Here is a 16,563-nt window from a genome sequence, read left to right on the forward strand (position 1 = left end):
CGCGGAAGCGGGGCCGGCAGCATCGGCCGCACGGTGCTGAGACGGGCCCTGCTCCCGCGTCTTCTGGCCTGCCTGCTCGTCCTGCCGGCCGGCTGCTCGTCCGCGGGTGACGACGCCGGGGTTGCCGCGTGGGCCGACGGCATGCCCGACCACACGCTCCGGCCCGAGGGAGCCGTGGAGCGCGGGCTGCTGATCGTCGTGCACGGCCGGCGGGGGTAGGCGGCCGCGCGCCCCGGGGAGTGGGCGACCGCCCAGGAGATGTTCGCCGAGGCGGCGGACCGCACCGCCTCCCGCACCGTGGCACTCGCCCTCGGAGGATCCTCCGAGCAGCGCTCCGGCCGGGCTGGATGATCCGACCGAGGAGGGCGCCCGGGGCGGCATGGGACAATGAAGTACGTGCTCTTCCCCCTGGCTGACCTGTCCGGGGGCCACCTCTGATCGACCGGGATGTGCAGCACGTGCGTTTCCTCAACGACATCCAGCCCCCGTACGACCTGACGTACGACGACGTCTTCATGGTGCCCAGCCGCTCCGCGGTCGGCTCGCGGCAGGGCGTGGACCTCAGCTCCCCGGACGGCACGGGCACCACCATCCCGCTCGTCGTCGCCAACATGACCGCGATCGCCGGACGCCGCATGGCCGAGACCGTGGCCCGGCGCGGCGGTCTCGTGGTCATACCGCAGGACATCCCCATCGAGGTCGTCGCCGAGGTCGTCTCCTGGGTGAAGGGCCGCCACCTGGTCCTGGACACCCCCATCGTGCTGGCCCCGCACCAGACCGTCGCGGACGCGCTCGCCCTGCTGCCCAAGCGCGCGCACAACGCGGGCGTCGTCGTCGACGACGGGCACCGGCCGGTGGGCGTGGTCACCGACACCGACCTGTCCGGCGTGGACCGCTTCACCCAGCTCGAGGAGGTCATGTCGAAGGACCTCCTCCTCATCGACGCGGACATGGACCCGCGTGAGGCCTTCAACACCCTCGACGGCGCCAACCGCCGCTACGCCCCCGCCGTGGACAAGGACGGCCGCCTGGCCGGCATCCTCACCCGCAAGGGAGCCCTGCGCGCCACCCTCTACACCCCGGCCACCGACGCGCGGGGCAGACTCCGCGTCGCCGCCGCCGTCGGCATCAACGGCGATGTGGCGGGCAAGGCCGGGCAACTGCTCGAGGCGGGCGTGGACACGCTCGTCATCGACACCGCGCACGGCCACCAGGAGTCGATGATCAGCGCCGTGAAACTCGTGCGCGACCTCGACCCGCGCGTGCCGGTCGTCGCCGGGAACATCGTCTCCGCCGAAGGCGTCCGCGACCTGATCGAGGCGGGCGCCGACATCATCAAGGTGGGCGTGGGCCCCGGTGCCATGTGCACCACCCGCATGATGACCGGCGTCGGCCGCCCCCAGTTCTCCGCCGTCCTGGAGTGCGCCGCCGAGGCGAAGAAGTACGGCAAGCACGTATGGGCCGACGGAGGCGTCCGCCACCCGCGCGACGTGGCCATGGCCCTCGCGGCCGGCGCGTCCAACGTGATGATCGGCTCCTGGTTCGCCGGGACGTACGAGTCCCCGGGCGACCTCCAGCACGACGCGAACGGACGCCCCTACAAGGAGTCCTTCGGCATGGCCTCCGCGCGTGCCGTGCGCAACCGCACCTCCGAGGAGTCCGCCTACGACCGTGCCCGCAAGGCGCTGTTCGAGGAGGGCATCTCCACCTCCCGCATGTTCCTCGACCCGGTGTCTCCCGGAGTCGAGGACCTGATCGACTCGATCATCGCGGGCGTCCGCTCCTCCTGCACCTACGCCGGTGCCGGCACGCTGGAGGAGTTCGCCGAGAAGGCCGTCGTCGGCATCCAGAGCGCCGCCGGATACGCCGAGGGCAAGCCCCTGCACGCCAGCTGGAACTGACGGCGCGACCCCGCCCGGCCGGCTCGCCGGCGCCACCGGCAGCGGCACCCGGCCCGTGCGCCGTGACCCGGGTGGTCCTCGCCGTCGGGCCGGCCGTCGGGCTCGTGGTCTACTTCCGGTACGGCTGCCGCCGCTCCCGGCTCGCCGCCGCACCGGCCCTTCTCGGAAGCGAAGTGAACGACCCGCAGTGCTGAATGATCTCGACGAACGCATCGTGCACGCCCTCGCCGAGGACGCCCGCCGCTCCTACGCGGACATCGGCCAGTTGATCGGCCTCTCCGCGCCCGCCGTGAAACGGCGGGTGGACCGGCTGCGCGCCACCGGGGCCATCACCGGATTCACCGTACGGGTGGACCCCGCCGCCCTCGGCTGGGAGACGGAGGGGTTCGTCGAGATCTACTGCCGCGGCAACACCTCCCCGGAGACCATCCAGCGGGGCCTGGAGCGCTACCAGGAGGTCGTGGCCGCCTCCACCGTCACCGGCGACGCGGACGCGGTCGCCCAGGTCTTCGCCTCCGACATGCGCCACTTCGAGAGGGTCCTGGAGCGCATCGCGGGCGAGCCCTTCGTCGAACGGACCAAGTCCGTGCTGGTGCTCTCCCCGCTGCTGCGGCGTTTCTCGTCCGGATCGCCCGCCTGACAGGGCAGGTCCGGCCGTACGGGGAGCCGGAAATTGCCGGGCAGGGCCCGTGGTGACCGGTCTAGCATGGGTGTCATGACCTGGCGACATTGATCCACCGGCCGCGCCGCCCGAGGGCCGCCCCGGACGCCGTACGTCCTCCACGTCCGGTGTCCGAACCGCCCCCTCGGGAAGGCCTCATGACATTCACGCCCACGCGTGCCTCCGACGTCCGCGTGCGACGGCTGACGACCACGCTGTACGGCTACTCGTTCCTCGAAGAGTTCATCCTGCTGTACCCGGTGTACGCGTTGCTGTTCAGCGACACCGGCCTGTCCGTGTGGCAGATGTCCTCCCTGTTCGCCCTCTGGTCCGTCACCGCAGTCCTCCTGGAGGTACCTTCCGGCGCCTTGGCGGACGCCGTCTCCCGGCGGCTGCTGCTCCGGCTCGGCCCGCTGCTGACCGCCGCCGGCTTCGCCCTGTGGGTGCTGCTCCCCTCGTACGGGGCCTTCGCGGCCGGCTTCGTCCTGTGGGGCATCGGCGGAGCCCTCACCTCCGGCGCGCTGGAGGCGCTGGTCTACGACGAGCTGGAGCGGCTCGACGCGGCCGGCCGCTACGCCCGGATCATGGGCCGGGCCCGAGCGGCCGGGCTGGTCGCGGTGATGGCGGCGATGGGACTCGCCGGCCCCGTACTCGTCCGGGGCGGCCACACCGCCGTCGGCGCGGCCAGCGTCCTGGTGTGTCTGCTGGCGGCGGCCGTGGCACTCCGGTTCCCCGAGCACCGCTCTCCGGCGGCCGGGCAGGAGAGCTGGACCGGGTCGCTGCGCACCGGTCTGGCCGAGGCCCGCGCCGACCGCTCCGTACGGGGCGCGCTGCTGTTGGTCCCGGCCGTGAGCGCGGTCTGGGGCGCCCTCGACGAGTACACGCCGCTGCTGGTGCGGGGCACCGGTGTGGCCGACGGAACGGTGCCCTACCTGCTCCTGCTGATCTGGGCGGGCGCCACCGTCGGCAGCCTGCTGGCGGGGGAGGGCGAACGGCTCGGGACGCGCGGTCTCGCCGCCCTGCTGGCCGGCGCCGGTCTGGCCCTGGCCCTCGGCGCGGCCGACGGGACGCCGTGGGGGCTGACCCTCGTCGCCCTCGCCTTCGGCGGCTTCCAGGCGGCGACCGTACTGGCCGACGCCCGGCTTCAGCGGCGCATCCAGGACTCCGCGCGGGCCACCCTGACCTCGGTCGCGGGACTGGGCACGGAGCTGGCCACGGTGGCGGCCTTCGGCGGCTACGCCCTGATCGCCTCCGGCCACGCCCACAGCACCGCCTTCGTGGTGTTCGCGGTTCCGTACCTGGCGACGGCCGCGCTGCTCATCGGGAGGAGAGCGGGGGCGGCCGAGCCACGGTAGTGCCTCGGGCCGGGGTGTCCGGCCGCTGACCGCGCGATGAGGTCACTCGGGGGTGCGGGTACGGTCGCCCGGCAGGTGCGGGCGCACCGCCCCGCCCCCTGCGCGCCGTGCCCATCGTCGCCCGCCCTCAGGGCGGCGCGGGCGGGCGACGGGGACACCTCACGCTCGAGCGGGACCGAGAAGCGGGGTAGGCGTCCGCGTGAACGCCGGGCCGTGCGCCTGGCCCTGCCTGGGCGGGGCCGTGCGCCTGGCCCTGCCCGGGCCGGGCCGTGCACCTGACCCCGCCCGGGCCTGGCGGTCGCCGGGGACAGCCCGGCCCGGGAGACGGGCGCCGCGACCCGCGACTCCACCCGCGCGCAACGAATCCCCGCCGACCCCGCCGCGGACGCAACGAATCGCTCACCGGCGCGCAACGGCTCCTCCTTGTCCACCCGAGCCGCCCGACCGTACCTTCTATCCGGCCCCCTAAACCCCCCGCGTCCGGTGAGGAACACGCATGCGCACCGCCCTGCTCCAGAGCTCCGGACAGCCCGGATCCGTCGCCGAGAACCTCAAGGTCCTCGACGAAGCGGCCGGCCGTGCCGCCGCCGCCGGTGCCGGGCTGCTCGTCACCTCGGAGCTGTTCCTGACCGGGTACGCGATCGGCGGCGACATCGGCCGCCTCGCCGAGCCCGCCGACGGCGACGCCGCCGACGCGATCGCGGACACCGCCGGCCGGCACGGCCTCGCCGTCGCCTACGGCTACCCCGAACGCGACGGCGGCACGGTGTACAACTCCGTCCAGCTCGTCTCCCCCGACGGCACCCGTCTCGCGAACTACCGCAAGACCCACCTCTTCGGCTGTTACGAGCGGGACCGGTTCACCCCGGCGGAGCGGACCGTCGTCCAGGCCGAACTCGGCGGCCTCACCGTCGGCCTGATGATCTGCTACGACGTCGAGTTCCCGGAGAACGTGCGCGCCCACGCGCTGGCCGGCACCGACCTCCTCCTGGTGCCCACGGCGCAGATGCATCCGTTCCAGTTCGTCGCCGAGTCCGTCGTACCGGTGCGGGCCTTCGAGAACCAGATGTACATCGCGTACGTCAACCGGGTCGGTCAGGAGGGTGACCTGGAGTTCGTGGGCCTGTCGACGCTCGCCGCGCCCGACGGGATCGCCCGCACCCGGGCCGGCCGCACCGAGGAACTCGTCCTCGGCGACGTCGACCCGGTCCTCCTCGCCGCCTCCCGCGAGAACAACCCGTATCTCAGGGACCGTCGCCCGGGCCTGTACGGGTCCCTCGTCTGACCCTCCCGCTCCGCCCCTGAACCACCCCTGAACCACCCCCGCAAGGAGTCCGTACCCCATGACGTCCACGGTGCCCAACGCCATCGAGCACAGCGGCGAGCAGCAGCCGCCGATCACCATGTTCGGCCCGGACTTCCCCTACGCGTACGACGACTATCTCGCCCACCCCGCGGGGCTCGGGCAGATACCGGCGACCGAGCACGGCACCGAGGTCGCGGTCATCGGCGGGGGCCTCTCCGGCATCGTCGCCGCGTACGAGCTGATGAAGATGGGCCTCAAGCCCGTCGTCTACGAGGCCGACCGGATCGGCGGGCGGCTGCGGACCGTGGGTTTCGAGGGCTGCGACGCGTCACTGACCGCCGAGATGGGCGCGATGCGGTTCCCGCCGTCCTCCACCGCGCTCCAGCACTACATCGACCTGGTGGGCCTGACCACGCGCCCCTTCCCCAACCCCCTCGCCGAGGCGACACCCTCGACCGTCGTCGACCTCAAGGGCGAGTCGCACTACGCCGAGACCCTCGACGACCTGCCCCAGGTCTACCGTGACGTCGCCGAGGCCTGGGCCAGGTGCCTCGAGGAGGGCGCCGATTTCACCGACATGAACCGCGCCCTGCGCGAGCGGGACGTCCCGCGCATCCGTGAGATCTGGGCGAGGCTGGTCGAGAAGCTCGACAACCAGACCTTCTACGGCTTTCTCTGCGACTCGAAGGCCTTCACCTCCTTCCGGCACCGCGAGATCTTCGGCCAGGTCGGCTTCGGTACCGGCGGCTGGGACACCGACTTCCCCAACTCCATCCTGGAGATCCTGCGGGTCGTGTACACCGAGGCCGACGACCACCACCGCGGTATCGTCGGCGGCTCGCAGCAGCTGCCGCTGCGCATGTGGGAGCGGGAGCCGGAGAAGATCGTCCACTGGCCGTACGGCACCTCGCTGAAGTCCCTGCACCGGGACGGCGAGCCGCGCCCGGCGGTGACCAGACTCCACCGCACCGCCGGCAACCGCATCACGGTGACGGACGCCGACGGCGACATCCGCACCTACCGGGCGGCGATCTTCACCGCCCAGTCCTGGATGCTGCTCTCCAAGATCGCCTGCGACGACTCGCTCTTCCCGATCGACCACTGGACCGCGATCGAGCGCACCCACTACATGGAGAGCTCCAAGCTGTTCGTGCCCGTGGACCGGCCGTTCTGGCGGGACAAGGCCGTCGACGACAGGGGGAACCCGACGGGCCGGGACGTCATGTCGATGACGCTCACCGACCGCATGACCCGCGGCACCTACCTCCTGGACGACGGTCCGGACCGGCCCGCCGTCATCTGCCTCTCCTACACCTGGTGCGACGACAGTCTGAAGTGGCTGCCGCTGTCCGCGAACGAGCGGATGGAGGTCATGCTGAAGTCGCTCGGCGAGATCTACCCCGACGTCGACATCAGAAAGCACATCATCGGCAGCCCGGTGACCGTCTCCTGGGAGAACGAGCCCTACTTCATGGGCGCGTTCAAGGCCAATCTGCCCGGCCACTACCGCTACCAGCGGCGCCTGTTCACCCACTTCATGCAGGAGGAACTGCCCGCCGACAAGCGGGGCATCTTCCTCGCAGGCGACGACATCTCCTGGACGGCCGGCTGGGCCGAGGGTGCCGTCCAGACCGCGCTGAACGCGGTCTGGGGCGTCATGCACCACTTCGGCGGCGAGACCGACCCGACCAACCCGGGCCCCGGCGACGTCTACCACGAGATCGCACCCGTCGAACTCCCCGAGGACTGAGCCCACTCGGCACCGGCGGTCCGGCGCATCGGCCGGATCAGCCGGGCAACGGGGTGAGCAGCATGCGTCCGGCGAAGCCCACCGCCGTGTCCAGACGCTCGGTGAACTCCCCAGCCACATCGGGCAGTCGGCGCAGTGCCCACAGCGCGCGGGCCGCCGTCCAGGCGGCGTCCCGGGCGCGCTCCAGACTCCACGCGCCGATCAGATGGGTCAGCGGGTCGGCGATCCGCAGCAGGTCGGGGCCCGGCGTCAGCTCCTCGCGGATACGGTCCTCCAGCGAGATCAGAAGCTCACCCACCCGGTCGAACTCGTCCTCGAGGTCGCCGGGTTCGCAGGCGAGCGTACGACAGGTGTCCACGACGGCCAGCGCGAGATCGTGACCGATGTGCGCGTTGATGCCCGCCAGGGCGAACTGCAGCGGGCGCACCCCCGGATGGTGGCGGAACGCGAACAGCGGGCGCCAGCAGGCCGGCGGCCGACGCTCCTCGGACACCGCGTCGACGGCCTCCAGATAGCGCTCCGCGAAGCGGACGTCCAGCGCGATCGCCGCGTGGGTGTCCGGGAACCGGCCGGCGTCGATACGCCGGTCCACGGCCTCGGTCACCGCGAGGTAGACACGGTTGAAGACCGCGACCCCGTCCCGGGCGGGCAGAGCCGCGTCGAGGGCGCGCATACGGGAGATGACCCCGTCCACCGGGGTGAGGACTTGCTCGCATCGCGCCATGAGCGCAGCGTCGCACCTTTGGGGTGGCGCCCGTGGCGGCGGGCCCGACGCTTCCCCGGAACGGGGGAACGCACCCGTTGCGGGGAAGGAGGGCACTACCGTGTCGGGCTCGCGTGCGGTACCGCCTCCGGGATGATTCCGCCGCCCGCCGTGCCGCCGGAGCCCTCTTACGCCTCACCCCGTCGTACGCCTACGACTTGGCGCGCTGATCCGCTGCGGCGCCGTCCGTGTCGTAGGAGGAGGTGCCCTCGTCGAGCAGCGGTTCCTGCGTCTTGAGGTGGGCGGGCGCGAAGGCGCGCAGCGCGTGGTAGCCGGTGATGACCACCAGCGTGCCGAGCGCGATACCGCTGAGCGAGAAGGTGTCGGTGAACTCCAGCGAGACGTTGCCGACGCCGATGATGATGCCCGCCGCGGCCGGTACGAGATTCAGCGGATTGCGCAGATCCACCTTGGCGTTGATCCAGATCTGGGCGCCGAGCAGGCCGATCATGCCGTACAGGATGACGGTGATTCCGCCGAGCACCCCGCCCGGGACGGCGGCCACGACCGCGCCGAACTTCGGGCAGAGACCGAAGAGCAGGGCGAAGCCGGCGGCGGCCCAGTACGCGGCCGTGGAGTAGACGCGGGTCGCGGCCATCACGCCGATGTTCTCGGAGTAGGTGGTGTTCGGCGGGCCGCCCACGGCGGTGGACAGCATGGAGCCGACGCCGTCGGCGGAGATGGCCGTGCCGAGCTTGTCGTCGAGGTTGTCCCCGGTTATCTCACCGACCGCCTTGACGTGCCCCGCGTTCTCGGCGATCAGCGCGATGACCACGGGCAGGGCGACCAGGATCGCCGACCACTCGAAGGACGGCCCGTGCACGCTCGGCAGGCCGATCCAGTCGGCCTGGCCGACACCGGACAGGTCCAGACGCCAGTGGTCGGTGATAGTGCCGCTCGCGTCCGCCGAGTGGATCTGCCCGAAGACGCGGTCGAGCGCCCAGGACAGAACGTATCCGAAGACCAGCCCGAGGAAGATCGCGACGCGGGACCAGAAGCCGCGCAGACAGACCACGGCCAGACCGGTGAACAGCATCACGAACAGGGCGGTGTACTGGTCCTGCGGCCAGTAGGTGGCGGCGGTCACCGGTGCCAGGTTGAAGCCGATCAGCATCACCACCGCGCCGGTCACGATCGGCGGCATCGCCGCGTGGATGATCCGCGCCCCGAAGCGCCGCACCGCGAGACCCACCAGGAACAGCGCGGCCCCGACCACGAACACCGCGCCGGTGACGGTGGCGCTGGACCCGCCCTGGGCCCGGATGACCGCGGCGACGCCGACGAAGGAGAGGGAGCAGCCCAGGTAACTGGGCACCCGGCCGCGCGTCGCCAGCAGGAAGACGATCGTCGCGACGCCCGACATCATGATCGCCAGGTTGGGGTCGAGACCCATGAGCACCGGAGCGACGAAGGAAGCCCCGAACATCGCCACGACGTGCTGGGCGCCCAGGCCGGCGGTGCGGGGCCAGGAGAGCCGTTCGTCGGGGCGGACCACCGCGCCGGGCGCCGGGGTGCGTCCGTCGCCGTGCAGTGTCCAGCGGACGCCGAGATCCATGGGGCTGTCGCTTTCGTCGTGGGCCAGCGTGTCCGGACCATTGTGCGGGCTGACCAGCAGTGCTTCGTACGCGGGTCGGGCCTCTCCGGTCCCGCTGAGCGATTGCTTAGGATGAGGGCGCGCCGTCGTCCGCCGGAGAGCGGCACTCATCCGCACGCCCCAGGAGTCCCACCCGTGACCGCCGAAGCAACGCTCGCCCCCGCCCTCTCCCACGGCCGGCTGATCCCCGTGACCGTCCACTTCGACGACCTCGACGCACTGGGGCTGCTGCACAACGCCCGGTATCCGCTGCTGGTCGAGCGGGCCTGGACCGAGCTGTGGCACGGCAACGGCGTCCGCTTCGAGGGCGACTGGGCCGCGGCGGGGGACGCCTGCAACGCGGTCAGGGAACTGCGCGTCACCTACGAAGCGCCCGTGACCCGGCCGGGCACCTACGCCGTGCACCTCTGGCTGGACCGGCTCGGCACCACCGGGCTCACCTACGGCTTCCGCTTCTGCTCGGCGGACGGGGCGGTGACCTACGCCCGGGGCAGCCGGGTGCTGGTCCGGCTGGACGCCGCGACGCTCCGCCCGGCGCCCTGGAGCGAGAGGTTCAGGGACGCGGCCCGGGAACTGCTGCGTCCAGAGGCGTGACCTTTCTGCGGTCTCCCGCGCGCAGCACGCCCGCGAACCCCGCGATGCCGCACGAGAGCACCGTCACCAGGACGAACGACACCATCAGGCTGGTCGCCTGGGCCAGCAGGCCGATGGCGCTCGGGGCGACCAGTCCCGAGGTGTAGGTGATGGTCGCGACGCCCGCGATGGCCAGGCTCGGGTTGGCGCCGCTGCGGCCGGCGGCGGCGAAGCACAGCGGCACCACGACCGCGATGCCGAGCCCCATCAGGGCGAAGCCGGTCATCGCCGTCGCGGGGTGCTCGGCGAGGACGATCAGCAGCCCGCCGAGCACGGCGACGACGCCGCTGGTGCGGACCGTGCGCACGGCGCCGAAACGGTCGACCACACGGTCCCCGGCGATCCGGGCGACCGCCATGGTGAGCGTGAAGCCGGTGGTGCAGGCCGCCGCGAGACCCGCCGACGTCTCCAACTGGTCGCGCAGATAGACCGCCGACCAGTCCAGGCTCGCGCCCTCCGCGAACACCGCGCAGAAACCGATCGCGCCGATGAGCAGTGTCGAGCGGGGCGGCAGCGCGAACCGCGGCGGCGGATCCTCGTCCTCGGCGGGCTGCAGATCGAGCACCCAGGCGCAGGCGGCGACACCCGCCACCGTCAGTACGGCCGCCGCCAGCGCGTGGTGCAGCCGGGCGTCCGTACCGAGGTGGGCGGCGAGTGTGCCGGCCGCCGAACCGATGAGGGCGCCGGCGCTCCACATGCCGTGCAGCCCGGACATGATCGATTTGTCGAGGCGGTTCTCCACCTCCACGCCCAGCGCGTTCATCGCCACATCCGACATGCCCGCCGTGGCTCCGTAGACGAACAGGGCCAGACAGAGGGTGAGCAGGCCGGGGGCGACCGACGGCAGGATCAGCGCGAGGGTCCACAGCGCGATCAGCCCGCGCAGCGCGTTGCGCGCCCCGAAGCGGTGACTGATGCTCCCCGCCAGCGGCATCGCGAGGGAGGCGCCCAGCGCGGGGAAGGCGAGCGCGAGGCCCAACTGCCCAGCACTCACGCCCGCGTGGTCCTGGATCCACGGGACGCGGGTGGCGAACGATCCGGTGACCGCGCCGTGCACGGCGAACACGGCCCCCACGGCGTACCGCGCCCGCCTCACCTCGTGTGGTGCGTACACCCCAGCACTCATCGCCCAGCCCCTCCCCGTGGGTTCTATCTCTCCGGCGCCGTAAACTATCAGGAACCTTGCCTGATAGTTAAGCGGTTTTGAGCCCGTCCTCGTTCGTCCCGAGCAGCCGGTCCTCGCGCCGACCGGCCCCGCCGATCTGGAAGGATCCCGGCATGGCCGCATCCCCGAGTACCGCCAGAGCCATCAACGACCGGCTCGCCCTGCGCCTGCTCCAGCGGGAAGGCCCTCTGACCGCCGGGCAGTTGAAGCAGCTGACCGGTCTGTCCCGGCCCACCGTCTCCGACCTCGTCGAACGTCTCACCGCGGCCGGCCTCATCTCGGTGGCCGGGGAGGCGAAGGAACAGCGGCGCGGACCCAACGCCAGGCTCTACGGCCTCGTCGCGGACCGGGCCCACCTCGCCGCGCTGGACGTCCGCACCGAGGGTGTCACCGTGGTCGTCTCCGACCTCGTCGGTGACGTCCTGGCCGAGGCCTCCCTGCCCATCACCGGCGACGCGGGCACGGGGCCGGCGGTGGACCGGGCGGTCGCCCTGGTCGAACGGACGGCGAAGGAGGCGGGCGCCGACCGGCTGCACACCGTCGGGATCGGCGCCCCCGGGCTGATCGACCCGGCGAGCGGTGAACTGCGCGGCTCCACCGGCCTGCCCGCATGGCACCGTCGCCTGGTCGCCGCACTCCAGGAACGGTGGCCCGAGGCCCGCGTCAGTGTGGAGAACGAGACCAACCTCGCCGCGCTCGCCGAGCAGCGCGACGGCGCGGCCCGCGACCGGGACACCTTCGTCCTGCTCTGGCTGGGCCACGGCACCGGCGCGGCCGTGATCCTCGACGGCACCCTGCGCAGGGGCGCCTCCGGCGGCACGGGCGAGATCGGCTTCCTCCCGGTCCCGGGCACCCGCGGCCTGCCGTCGGCCACCGACTGCGAGGGCGGCTTCCACTCGCTGGTGGGGGCGGTGGCGGTCGCGGACCTGGCGCGGGAGCACGGCATCGTGGCGGAGCCGGGCACGGCCCCCGAGGCGGCGGTCGCGGTACGCACAGCCGTCGCCGCCTCCACCGGGGCAGCCTTCCTCGACACCCTGGCCGACCGGATCGCGGTGGGCGTCGCCTCGGTGGTCGCGCTGCTGGACCCCGGATGCGTGGTCCTGGGCGGGGAGATCGGGCAGGCGGGCGGTGAGGCGCTGGCCGCCCGGGTGCGGGAGCGGCTGGCGGTGATGTCACCGCTGCCCGCCGACGTACGGCCCAGCACCCTGGGCGGCGGCGCGGTGCTGCGCGGAGCCCTTCTGACAGCCCGCGACCAAGCCCAGGACGAACTCTTCGGTACGCCCGAACACTGACGGTGGAGGGCGGGGCGCGGGCTCTGGCCTGCGCGGATGCCGGGCCGCGGAGGGCCGGTGCGGGATCGATCCCACCGGTGCCCGTAGCGGCCCCGCGCGTCGTCCGTGACGGTCCGCGCCCGGGCGGAACCGCTCGGCGCGGGCGGTGCTGACGGTCGCGCCGGGCCTGGCCGGAGAGGCGTCGCGAGCGCGGGGGACGTCCGGCGACGACGTCATCGGCGCCCGTCGGGGTACGCACCCGCGGCCCCGCGCGTCGTCCGTGACGGTCCGCGCCCGGGCGGTACCGACCGTCGCGCCGGGCCGCCTGGCCGTCGAGGCGTCGAGGCGTCGAGGCATCGAGGACGGGGGCGTCCGGCGACGACGTCCTCGTGGGCCGTCGAGGTACGTGCCCGCCCCCCGGGCGGTGGCGCGGTGCCGCCGGAACCCCTTCCGACGGTCCGTGACCGGGGTGCGCGGGGCGAACCTGCCGGCACGCCGTACCACCGGCTGCCACTCTCTGAGCCCGGCCGGTCCGGAGCGCCGAGTGTCCCGAAGCGCGCCACTGCCCGGCGAACGGCGCCCGCCATGCCGCCTCACGGCGCAGCCGACGGCCTGCCGGGCGTCGGCTGAAGTGTCAGGGAAGGGTGAGTGAGGGCTCGGGCGGTCTGTCCGGCACGGGTCGTGCGGGCAGGCGCCTGGACTCAGGGGTGGGCCCGGGCCGGGGCTTGCGGCTGCTGCCTGCCCGGCGGGGGCCCGGCCGGGTGGCCGGCGGTGCGGCTCGGGCCGGCCGGGCGGCAGGCGGTCGGCTCGGGACGGGCGGGTGGCGCGGGTTCCTCACCGGTGTGTGGCGCGGGTTCCTCACCGGCGTGTGACGTCCGCTGCGAATCGCCCCTTCAGGAACTCGTCGAAGGTCCGCTTGCCGACCGCCTGGTCCGGGGCGAGATGGCCGCCGTCGCGGAAGGCGCGGTAGGCCGCACCGCGCAGGGGGATGCCCACCACCGCGCGGCGGCGGCCCGTGGCCTCGAGATACGCGCGGGCCAGTGAGTCGAACGTCCGCACCTCGGGGCCGCCCATGTCGTCGACGCGCCCCGCCGGCGCGTCCAGGGCCAGCTCGGCCAGACGGTCCGCGACCTCCGTGACGTCGACGGGCTGGTCCTTCACCCGGGCCGGCAGCAGCACGACCGGCAGCTTCGCCAGACCCTGGAGCACGGTGACGACCAGATCGTGGAACTGGGTGGCGCGCAGCACCGTCCAGCCGATCCCCGAGTCCTCGACCAGCCGCTCCACCGCCAGCTTGGACCTGTAGTAGCCGAACGGCACCCGGTCCACGCCGACGATAGAGATGTAGACGAGATGGATCACCCCGGCCCGCCGCGCCGCGCCGATCAGATTCCGCGCGGCCTTCTCGTCGCCACCGCGCGGTGACGTCGCGCAATGCACCACCGTGTCCACCCCCGCGAGGGCCGCTTCCAGTCCGCTTCCGCCCTCGCGGAGATCGACGGCGTACGGCCGCGTGTGCCGGCTGAGCACCCGCACCTCGTGCCCGCCCGCCCGCAGCCGCTCGGTGACATGCCGGCCGAGGGTTCCGGTACCGCCGGTCACCAGGATCGTGGTCATGCTGTTCAGCCCCTTCGGACACCCGGCGCTCCCCGGTGGAGCGCGCTTCGCGGCCGGGACGGATCGGCCACCGTCGGAGGTGACCCCACGCGTGCCGGCCGACGCAGTACGCCGTCCAGCTTCGCCGGGTCCGGCACCGCACGCATCCGCGCATGGTGAGGCCCGGCGGTGGGCAAGGGCCGTCGTCACCACCGCCGGGCCGGTTCACGTGGAGGTCAGCAGGCTCCCTGGTCCCGCCACACTCCCCATTCGCCGGTGGTGCCGGGCTCCTCGCCCCGCGTCCACCACTGGGCCTTCCAGAGGTGCCCCTCGTGGGACACCACACTGCTCCCGCCGTACGCGGTCGTCGCGTCCCAGGCCGGTTCCGCGCAGTCGCCGCCCTCACCGGGCGGGGTCGTCGGCGGGTCCGTCTCCGTGCCCTCACCCGGATCCACCACCGTGGTCCCGCGTGCCAGGTCCCCGGCCAGGGCGTACGTCTTCCCGCCGAACGTCACCGTCCAGTTGGACGGCGTCGACACCGGCAGGTAGTACACGAAGTCCAGTTCCGCCGACGCGCCCGGCGCCAGCGACTGCCAGGCCGGCAGCTTCAGCGACACCCGGTGGTAGTCGCCGTCGAGGCCGCCCACGTTGTCGCCCGTGTGGTCGGAGCGGATCACCGTCGTGCCCCAGCCGGACTGATCCTTGGCGTTGCCCGGAGCCGAGGTGGCGTAGTCGAACCGGAACTCCGTGCCGCCGGGCAGGACCGCCGACGTGTTGTTGGTGATCTTCAGCTTGGGGCTGATCGGATAGTTGGAGTCGCCGAGCGGGAACTGCCCGAAGTCGACGCCGATGTCCAGTGCCTCGGACGGCATCCCGGTCGTCGCGCGCGTCGCACCGTACGGGGAGGCCGACCTGAACGTCTCGTACATCGCCGTGGTCAGGGTGGAGCCCGGCTCGTACTGACCCTCGGCCGCGTTCCAGTCGTAGTCGCCGGCCAGTTCCCACACCATCGTGCCGCCGATGCCGCGGTCGACGACGTAGTCGGCCTTGGCCTTCACCGACTGCTCGTCCTCGGTGGACAGGAACACCTTCTTCTCGGCGTTCCACAGCCAGGGCGCGACCAGAGTGGCGTCGTACTTACGGGCGTAGGTGCCGGTCAGCCGTGTGCCGGCCGGGAAGCCGTAGTCCGTGACGTAGTCCCCGACGACACCCTTCTCCAGGTTCTTGGCGTGCCACATCGGGTTGGAGCCCGCCGGGGACTCCTCCCCGTTCGTGTCCAGGTCGTGCCAGAGATTGTCGATACCCGTCGCGCCGTCACCGCACCTGGTCAGCCCGGAACCCGCCGGACAGTCGGTCGAGGAGGCCCTGCCCCAGAGACCGTCCGTGCCGCCCGTGACGTTCTTGAACCCCCGTGTGTAGTACGGCAGCCCGATGTTGATCCGGCCGGCCGGCATCGAGCCGCGGAAGTAGTGGTACGCCCAGTCGGTGTTGAGGTAGCCGGTCCCGCCGTACTGCGAGGTCGTGTAGACCCCCGCAGCGGCCAGTTCGGCGTCCTTGCCGTCGTCGAAGAGGGAGGCGTTCGGGCCGACGTACTCGTTCCACGCGCCGTGCAGGTCGTACGACATGATGTTGACGTAGTCCAGGTACTTCTGGACCTGGAAGGTCTCCATGCCGCGCAGCAGATAGCCGGACGAGGGGGCCGCCACCGTCAGCATGTAGTGCCTGCCGTCGGCCGCGCCCGCCCGGTCCAGTTTCTCGCGCAGCGTCTTCATCAGCGCCGCGTAGCCCTTGACCAGCCCGGCCCGGCGGGCATTGGCGAAGGACCAGTCGAGCGGATTGCCCGCGTCCTTCATCGTCGTCGGGTACTCGTAGTCGATGTCGACGCCGTTGAAGCCGTACGTGCGGACGAAGTCGACCGCCGAGTCGGCGAACGTGTCGATGCCGGCCTGGTTGACCGAGCCGTCGGCGTGGGTGGCCATCGCGTAGAAGCCGCCGGAGTCCACCCGCTGTCCGCCGGTGTCGAAGTAGCCTCCGGTCTCGGCCCAACCGCCCACCGAGATCAGCGTCTTGACGTCCGGGTGCTGCTTCTTGAACTTGGTCAGCTGGTTGAAGTGCCCCTGGTAGGGCAGAGCCGGGTCCATCTCCGCGCCGGGGACACCCGGCCAGGTCGTCCCGGTCGCCGGATTTGCCGCGCCGTCCGCGCCGACGGAGAGCTTGTTGTCCTTGTCGACGTGCGCGAACGCGTAGTTGATGTGGGTGATCCTGTCCCACGGGATGTCGGACGCGAGGTAGGCGGGCCTTCCGTCCTTGCCGGTGCGCCAGCCGGTGAAGTAGCCGATCACCCGGCGCTGGTGGTCGGCGCCCATCTTCTCCCGGCCGGCCGTGTCGTAGACCGAGCAGTAGGGGACATCGACACCCGGTGTCGCGTACAGGCCGTCGGGACGGCAGGACTCCTGGTCGGCGGCGTGCGAGACGGTGGCGGGCAGGGCGGCGAGCAGCAGACCCGTGACCGCGGCAGCGGAGGCGAGCAGCGCGGGTCTCGCCCCGGGGCGTGAGGGGGACGGCACA

The 16,563-nt window shown here is 72.4% G+C and carries 13 protein-coding genes; 8 read left to right on the forward strand and 5 right to left on the reverse strand.

The annotated features are described in order from the left end of the window. Positions 1-33: 33 nt before the first annotated feature. The 6 genes from ACIF9R_RS01765 to ACIF9R_RS01790 all read left to right on the forward strand — a co-directional run bounded on the left by ACIF9R_RS01765 (position 34) and on the right by ACIF9R_RS01790 (position 6,973). Positions 34-219, forward strand: a complete 186-nt coding sequence (locus ACIF9R_RS01765) for a hypothetical protein (RefSeq protein ID WP_399972832.1) — start codon at positions 34-36, stop codon at positions 217-219. A 239-nt stretch (positions 220-458) separates the two neighbouring features. Continuing rightward, positions 459-1,901, forward strand: a complete 1,443-nt coding sequence (locus ACIF9R_RS01770) for a GuaB1 family IMP dehydrogenase-related protein (RefSeq protein WP_399973030.1) — start codon at positions 459-461, stop codon at positions 1,899-1,901. A gap of 187 nt (positions 1,902-2,088) precedes the next feature. Further along, complete coding sequence (locus ACIF9R_RS01775) at positions 2,089-2,541, forward strand: Lrp/AsnC family transcriptional regulator (protein ID WP_399972834.1); 453 nt, start codon at positions 2,089-2,091, stop codon at positions 2,539-2,541. A gap of 179 nt (positions 2,542-2,720) precedes the next feature. Beyond that, positions 2,721-3,917 carry an MFS transporter gene (locus ACIF9R_RS01780; protein WP_399972837.1) on the forward strand — a complete coding sequence of 399 codons (1,197 nt, stop codon included), beginning with the start codon at positions 2,721-2,723 and terminating at the stop codon, positions 3,915-3,917. A 496-nt stretch (positions 3,918-4,413) separates the two neighbouring features. Next, the gene (locus ACIF9R_RS01785) at positions 4,414-5,202 is read left to right on the forward strand and encodes a carbon-nitrogen hydrolase family protein (RefSeq protein WP_399972840.1); all 789 of its coding nucleotides are present in this window, start codon (positions 4,414-4,416) and stop codon (positions 5,200-5,202) included. A 58-nt stretch (positions 5,203-5,260) separates the two neighbouring features. Continuing rightward, positions 5,261-6,973 (forward strand): flavin monoamine oxidase family protein, encoded by a 1,713-nt coding sequence (locus tag ACIF9R_RS01790; protein ID WP_399972842.1) that lies wholly within the window; start codon positions 5,261-5,263, stop codon positions 6,971-6,973. Positions 6,974-7,010: 37 nt separating this feature from the next. On the opposite strand, the gene ACIF9R_RS01795 is transcribed toward ACIF9R_RS01790, so the two are convergent. Then, complete coding sequence (locus ACIF9R_RS01795) at positions 7,011-7,697, reverse strand: DUF5995 family protein (RefSeq protein WP_399972845.1); 687 nt, start codon at positions 7,695-7,697, stop codon at positions 7,011-7,013. 190 nt (positions 7,698-7,887) lie between these two features. Further along, the gene (locus ACIF9R_RS01800; RefSeq protein ID WP_399972847.1) at positions 7,888-9,291 is read right to left on the reverse strand and encodes a uracil-xanthine permease family protein; all 1,404 of its coding nucleotides are present in this window, start codon (positions 9,289-9,291) and stop codon (positions 7,888-7,890) included. Between the two features lie 174 nt (positions 9,292-9,465). Between ACIF9R_RS01800 and ACIF9R_RS01805 the strand changes: the two genes are divergently transcribed. Beyond that, positions 9,466-9,924, forward strand: a complete 459-nt coding sequence (locus ACIF9R_RS01805) for an acyl-CoA thioesterase (RefSeq protein WP_399972849.1) — start codon at positions 9,466-9,468, stop codon at positions 9,922-9,924. On the opposite strand, the gene ACIF9R_RS01810 is transcribed toward ACIF9R_RS01805, so the two are convergent. Then, on the reverse strand, positions 9,884-11,089 hold the full coding sequence (locus tag ACIF9R_RS01810; RefSeq protein WP_399972851.1) for an MFS transporter: 1,206 nt from the start codon (positions 11,087-11,089) through the stop codon (positions 9,884-9,886). The genes ACIF9R_RS01805 and ACIF9R_RS01810 overlap by 41 nt on opposite strands. A 152-nt stretch (positions 11,090-11,241) precedes the next feature. Between ACIF9R_RS01810 and ACIF9R_RS01815 the strand changes: the two genes are divergently transcribed. Continuing rightward, positions 11,242-12,420 (forward strand): ROK family transcriptional regulator, encoded by a 1,179-nt coding sequence (locus tag ACIF9R_RS01815; protein ID WP_399972853.1) that lies wholly within the window; start codon positions 11,242-11,244, stop codon positions 12,418-12,420. An 837-nt stretch (positions 12,421-13,257) separates the two neighbouring features. Here the strand turns inward: ACIF9R_RS01815 and ACIF9R_RS01820 are convergent. Further along, a complete protein-coding gene (locus ACIF9R_RS01820) occupies positions 13,258-14,016 on the reverse strand; it encodes an SDR family oxidoreductase (protein ID WP_399972855.1) in 759 nt (252 codons plus the stop codon). Between the two features lie 215 nt (positions 14,017-14,231). Next, positions 14,232-16,562, reverse strand: a complete 2,331-nt coding sequence (locus ACIF9R_RS01825; protein WP_399972857.1) for a chitinase C-terminal domain-containing protein — start codon at positions 16,560-16,562, stop codon at positions 14,232-14,234. Between the last annotated feature and the right edge of the window lies 1 nt (position 16,563).

The organism is Streptomyces sp. NPDC086080 (assembly GCF_044540255.1).
GTDB lineage: Bacteria > Actinomycetota > Actinomycetes > Streptomycetales > Streptomycetaceae > Streptomyces.

What these genes read in the sequence shown, in the direction of transcription:
- ACIF9R_RS01780 (WP_399972837.1), top strand. Translation starts at nt 2,721, where the DNA reads ATGACATTCACGCCCACGCGTGCCTCCGACGTCCGCGTGCGACGGCTG.
- ACIF9R_RS01785 (WP_399972840.1), top strand. Translation starts at nt 4,414, where the DNA reads ATGCGCACCGCCCTGCTCCAGAGCTCCGGACAGCCCGGATCCGTCGCC.
- ACIF9R_RS01790 (WP_399972842.1), top strand. Translation starts at nt 5,261, where the DNA reads ATGACGTCCACGGTGCCCAACGCCATCGAGCACAGCGGCGAGCAGCAG.
- ACIF9R_RS01795 (WP_399972845.1), bottom strand. Translation starts at nt 7,697, where the DNA reads ATGGCGCGATGCGAGCAAGTCCTCACCCCGGTGGACGGGGTCATCTCC.
- ACIF9R_RS01800 (WP_399972847.1), bottom strand. Translation starts at nt 9,291, where the DNA reads ATGGATCTCGGCGTCCGCTGGACACTGCACGGCGACGGACGCACCCCG.
- ACIF9R_RS01810 (WP_399972851.1), bottom strand. Translation starts at nt 11,089, where the DNA reads ATGAGTGCTGGGGTGTACGCACCACACGAGGTGAGGCGGGCGCGGTAC.
- ACIF9R_RS01815 (WP_399972853.1), top strand. Translation starts at nt 11,242, where the DNA reads ATGGCCGCATCCCCGAGTACCGCCAGAGCCATCAACGACCGGCTCGCC.
- ACIF9R_RS01820 (WP_399972855.1), bottom strand. Translation starts at nt 14,016, where the DNA reads ATGACCACGATCCTGGTGACCGGCGGTACCGGAACCCTCGGCCGGCAT.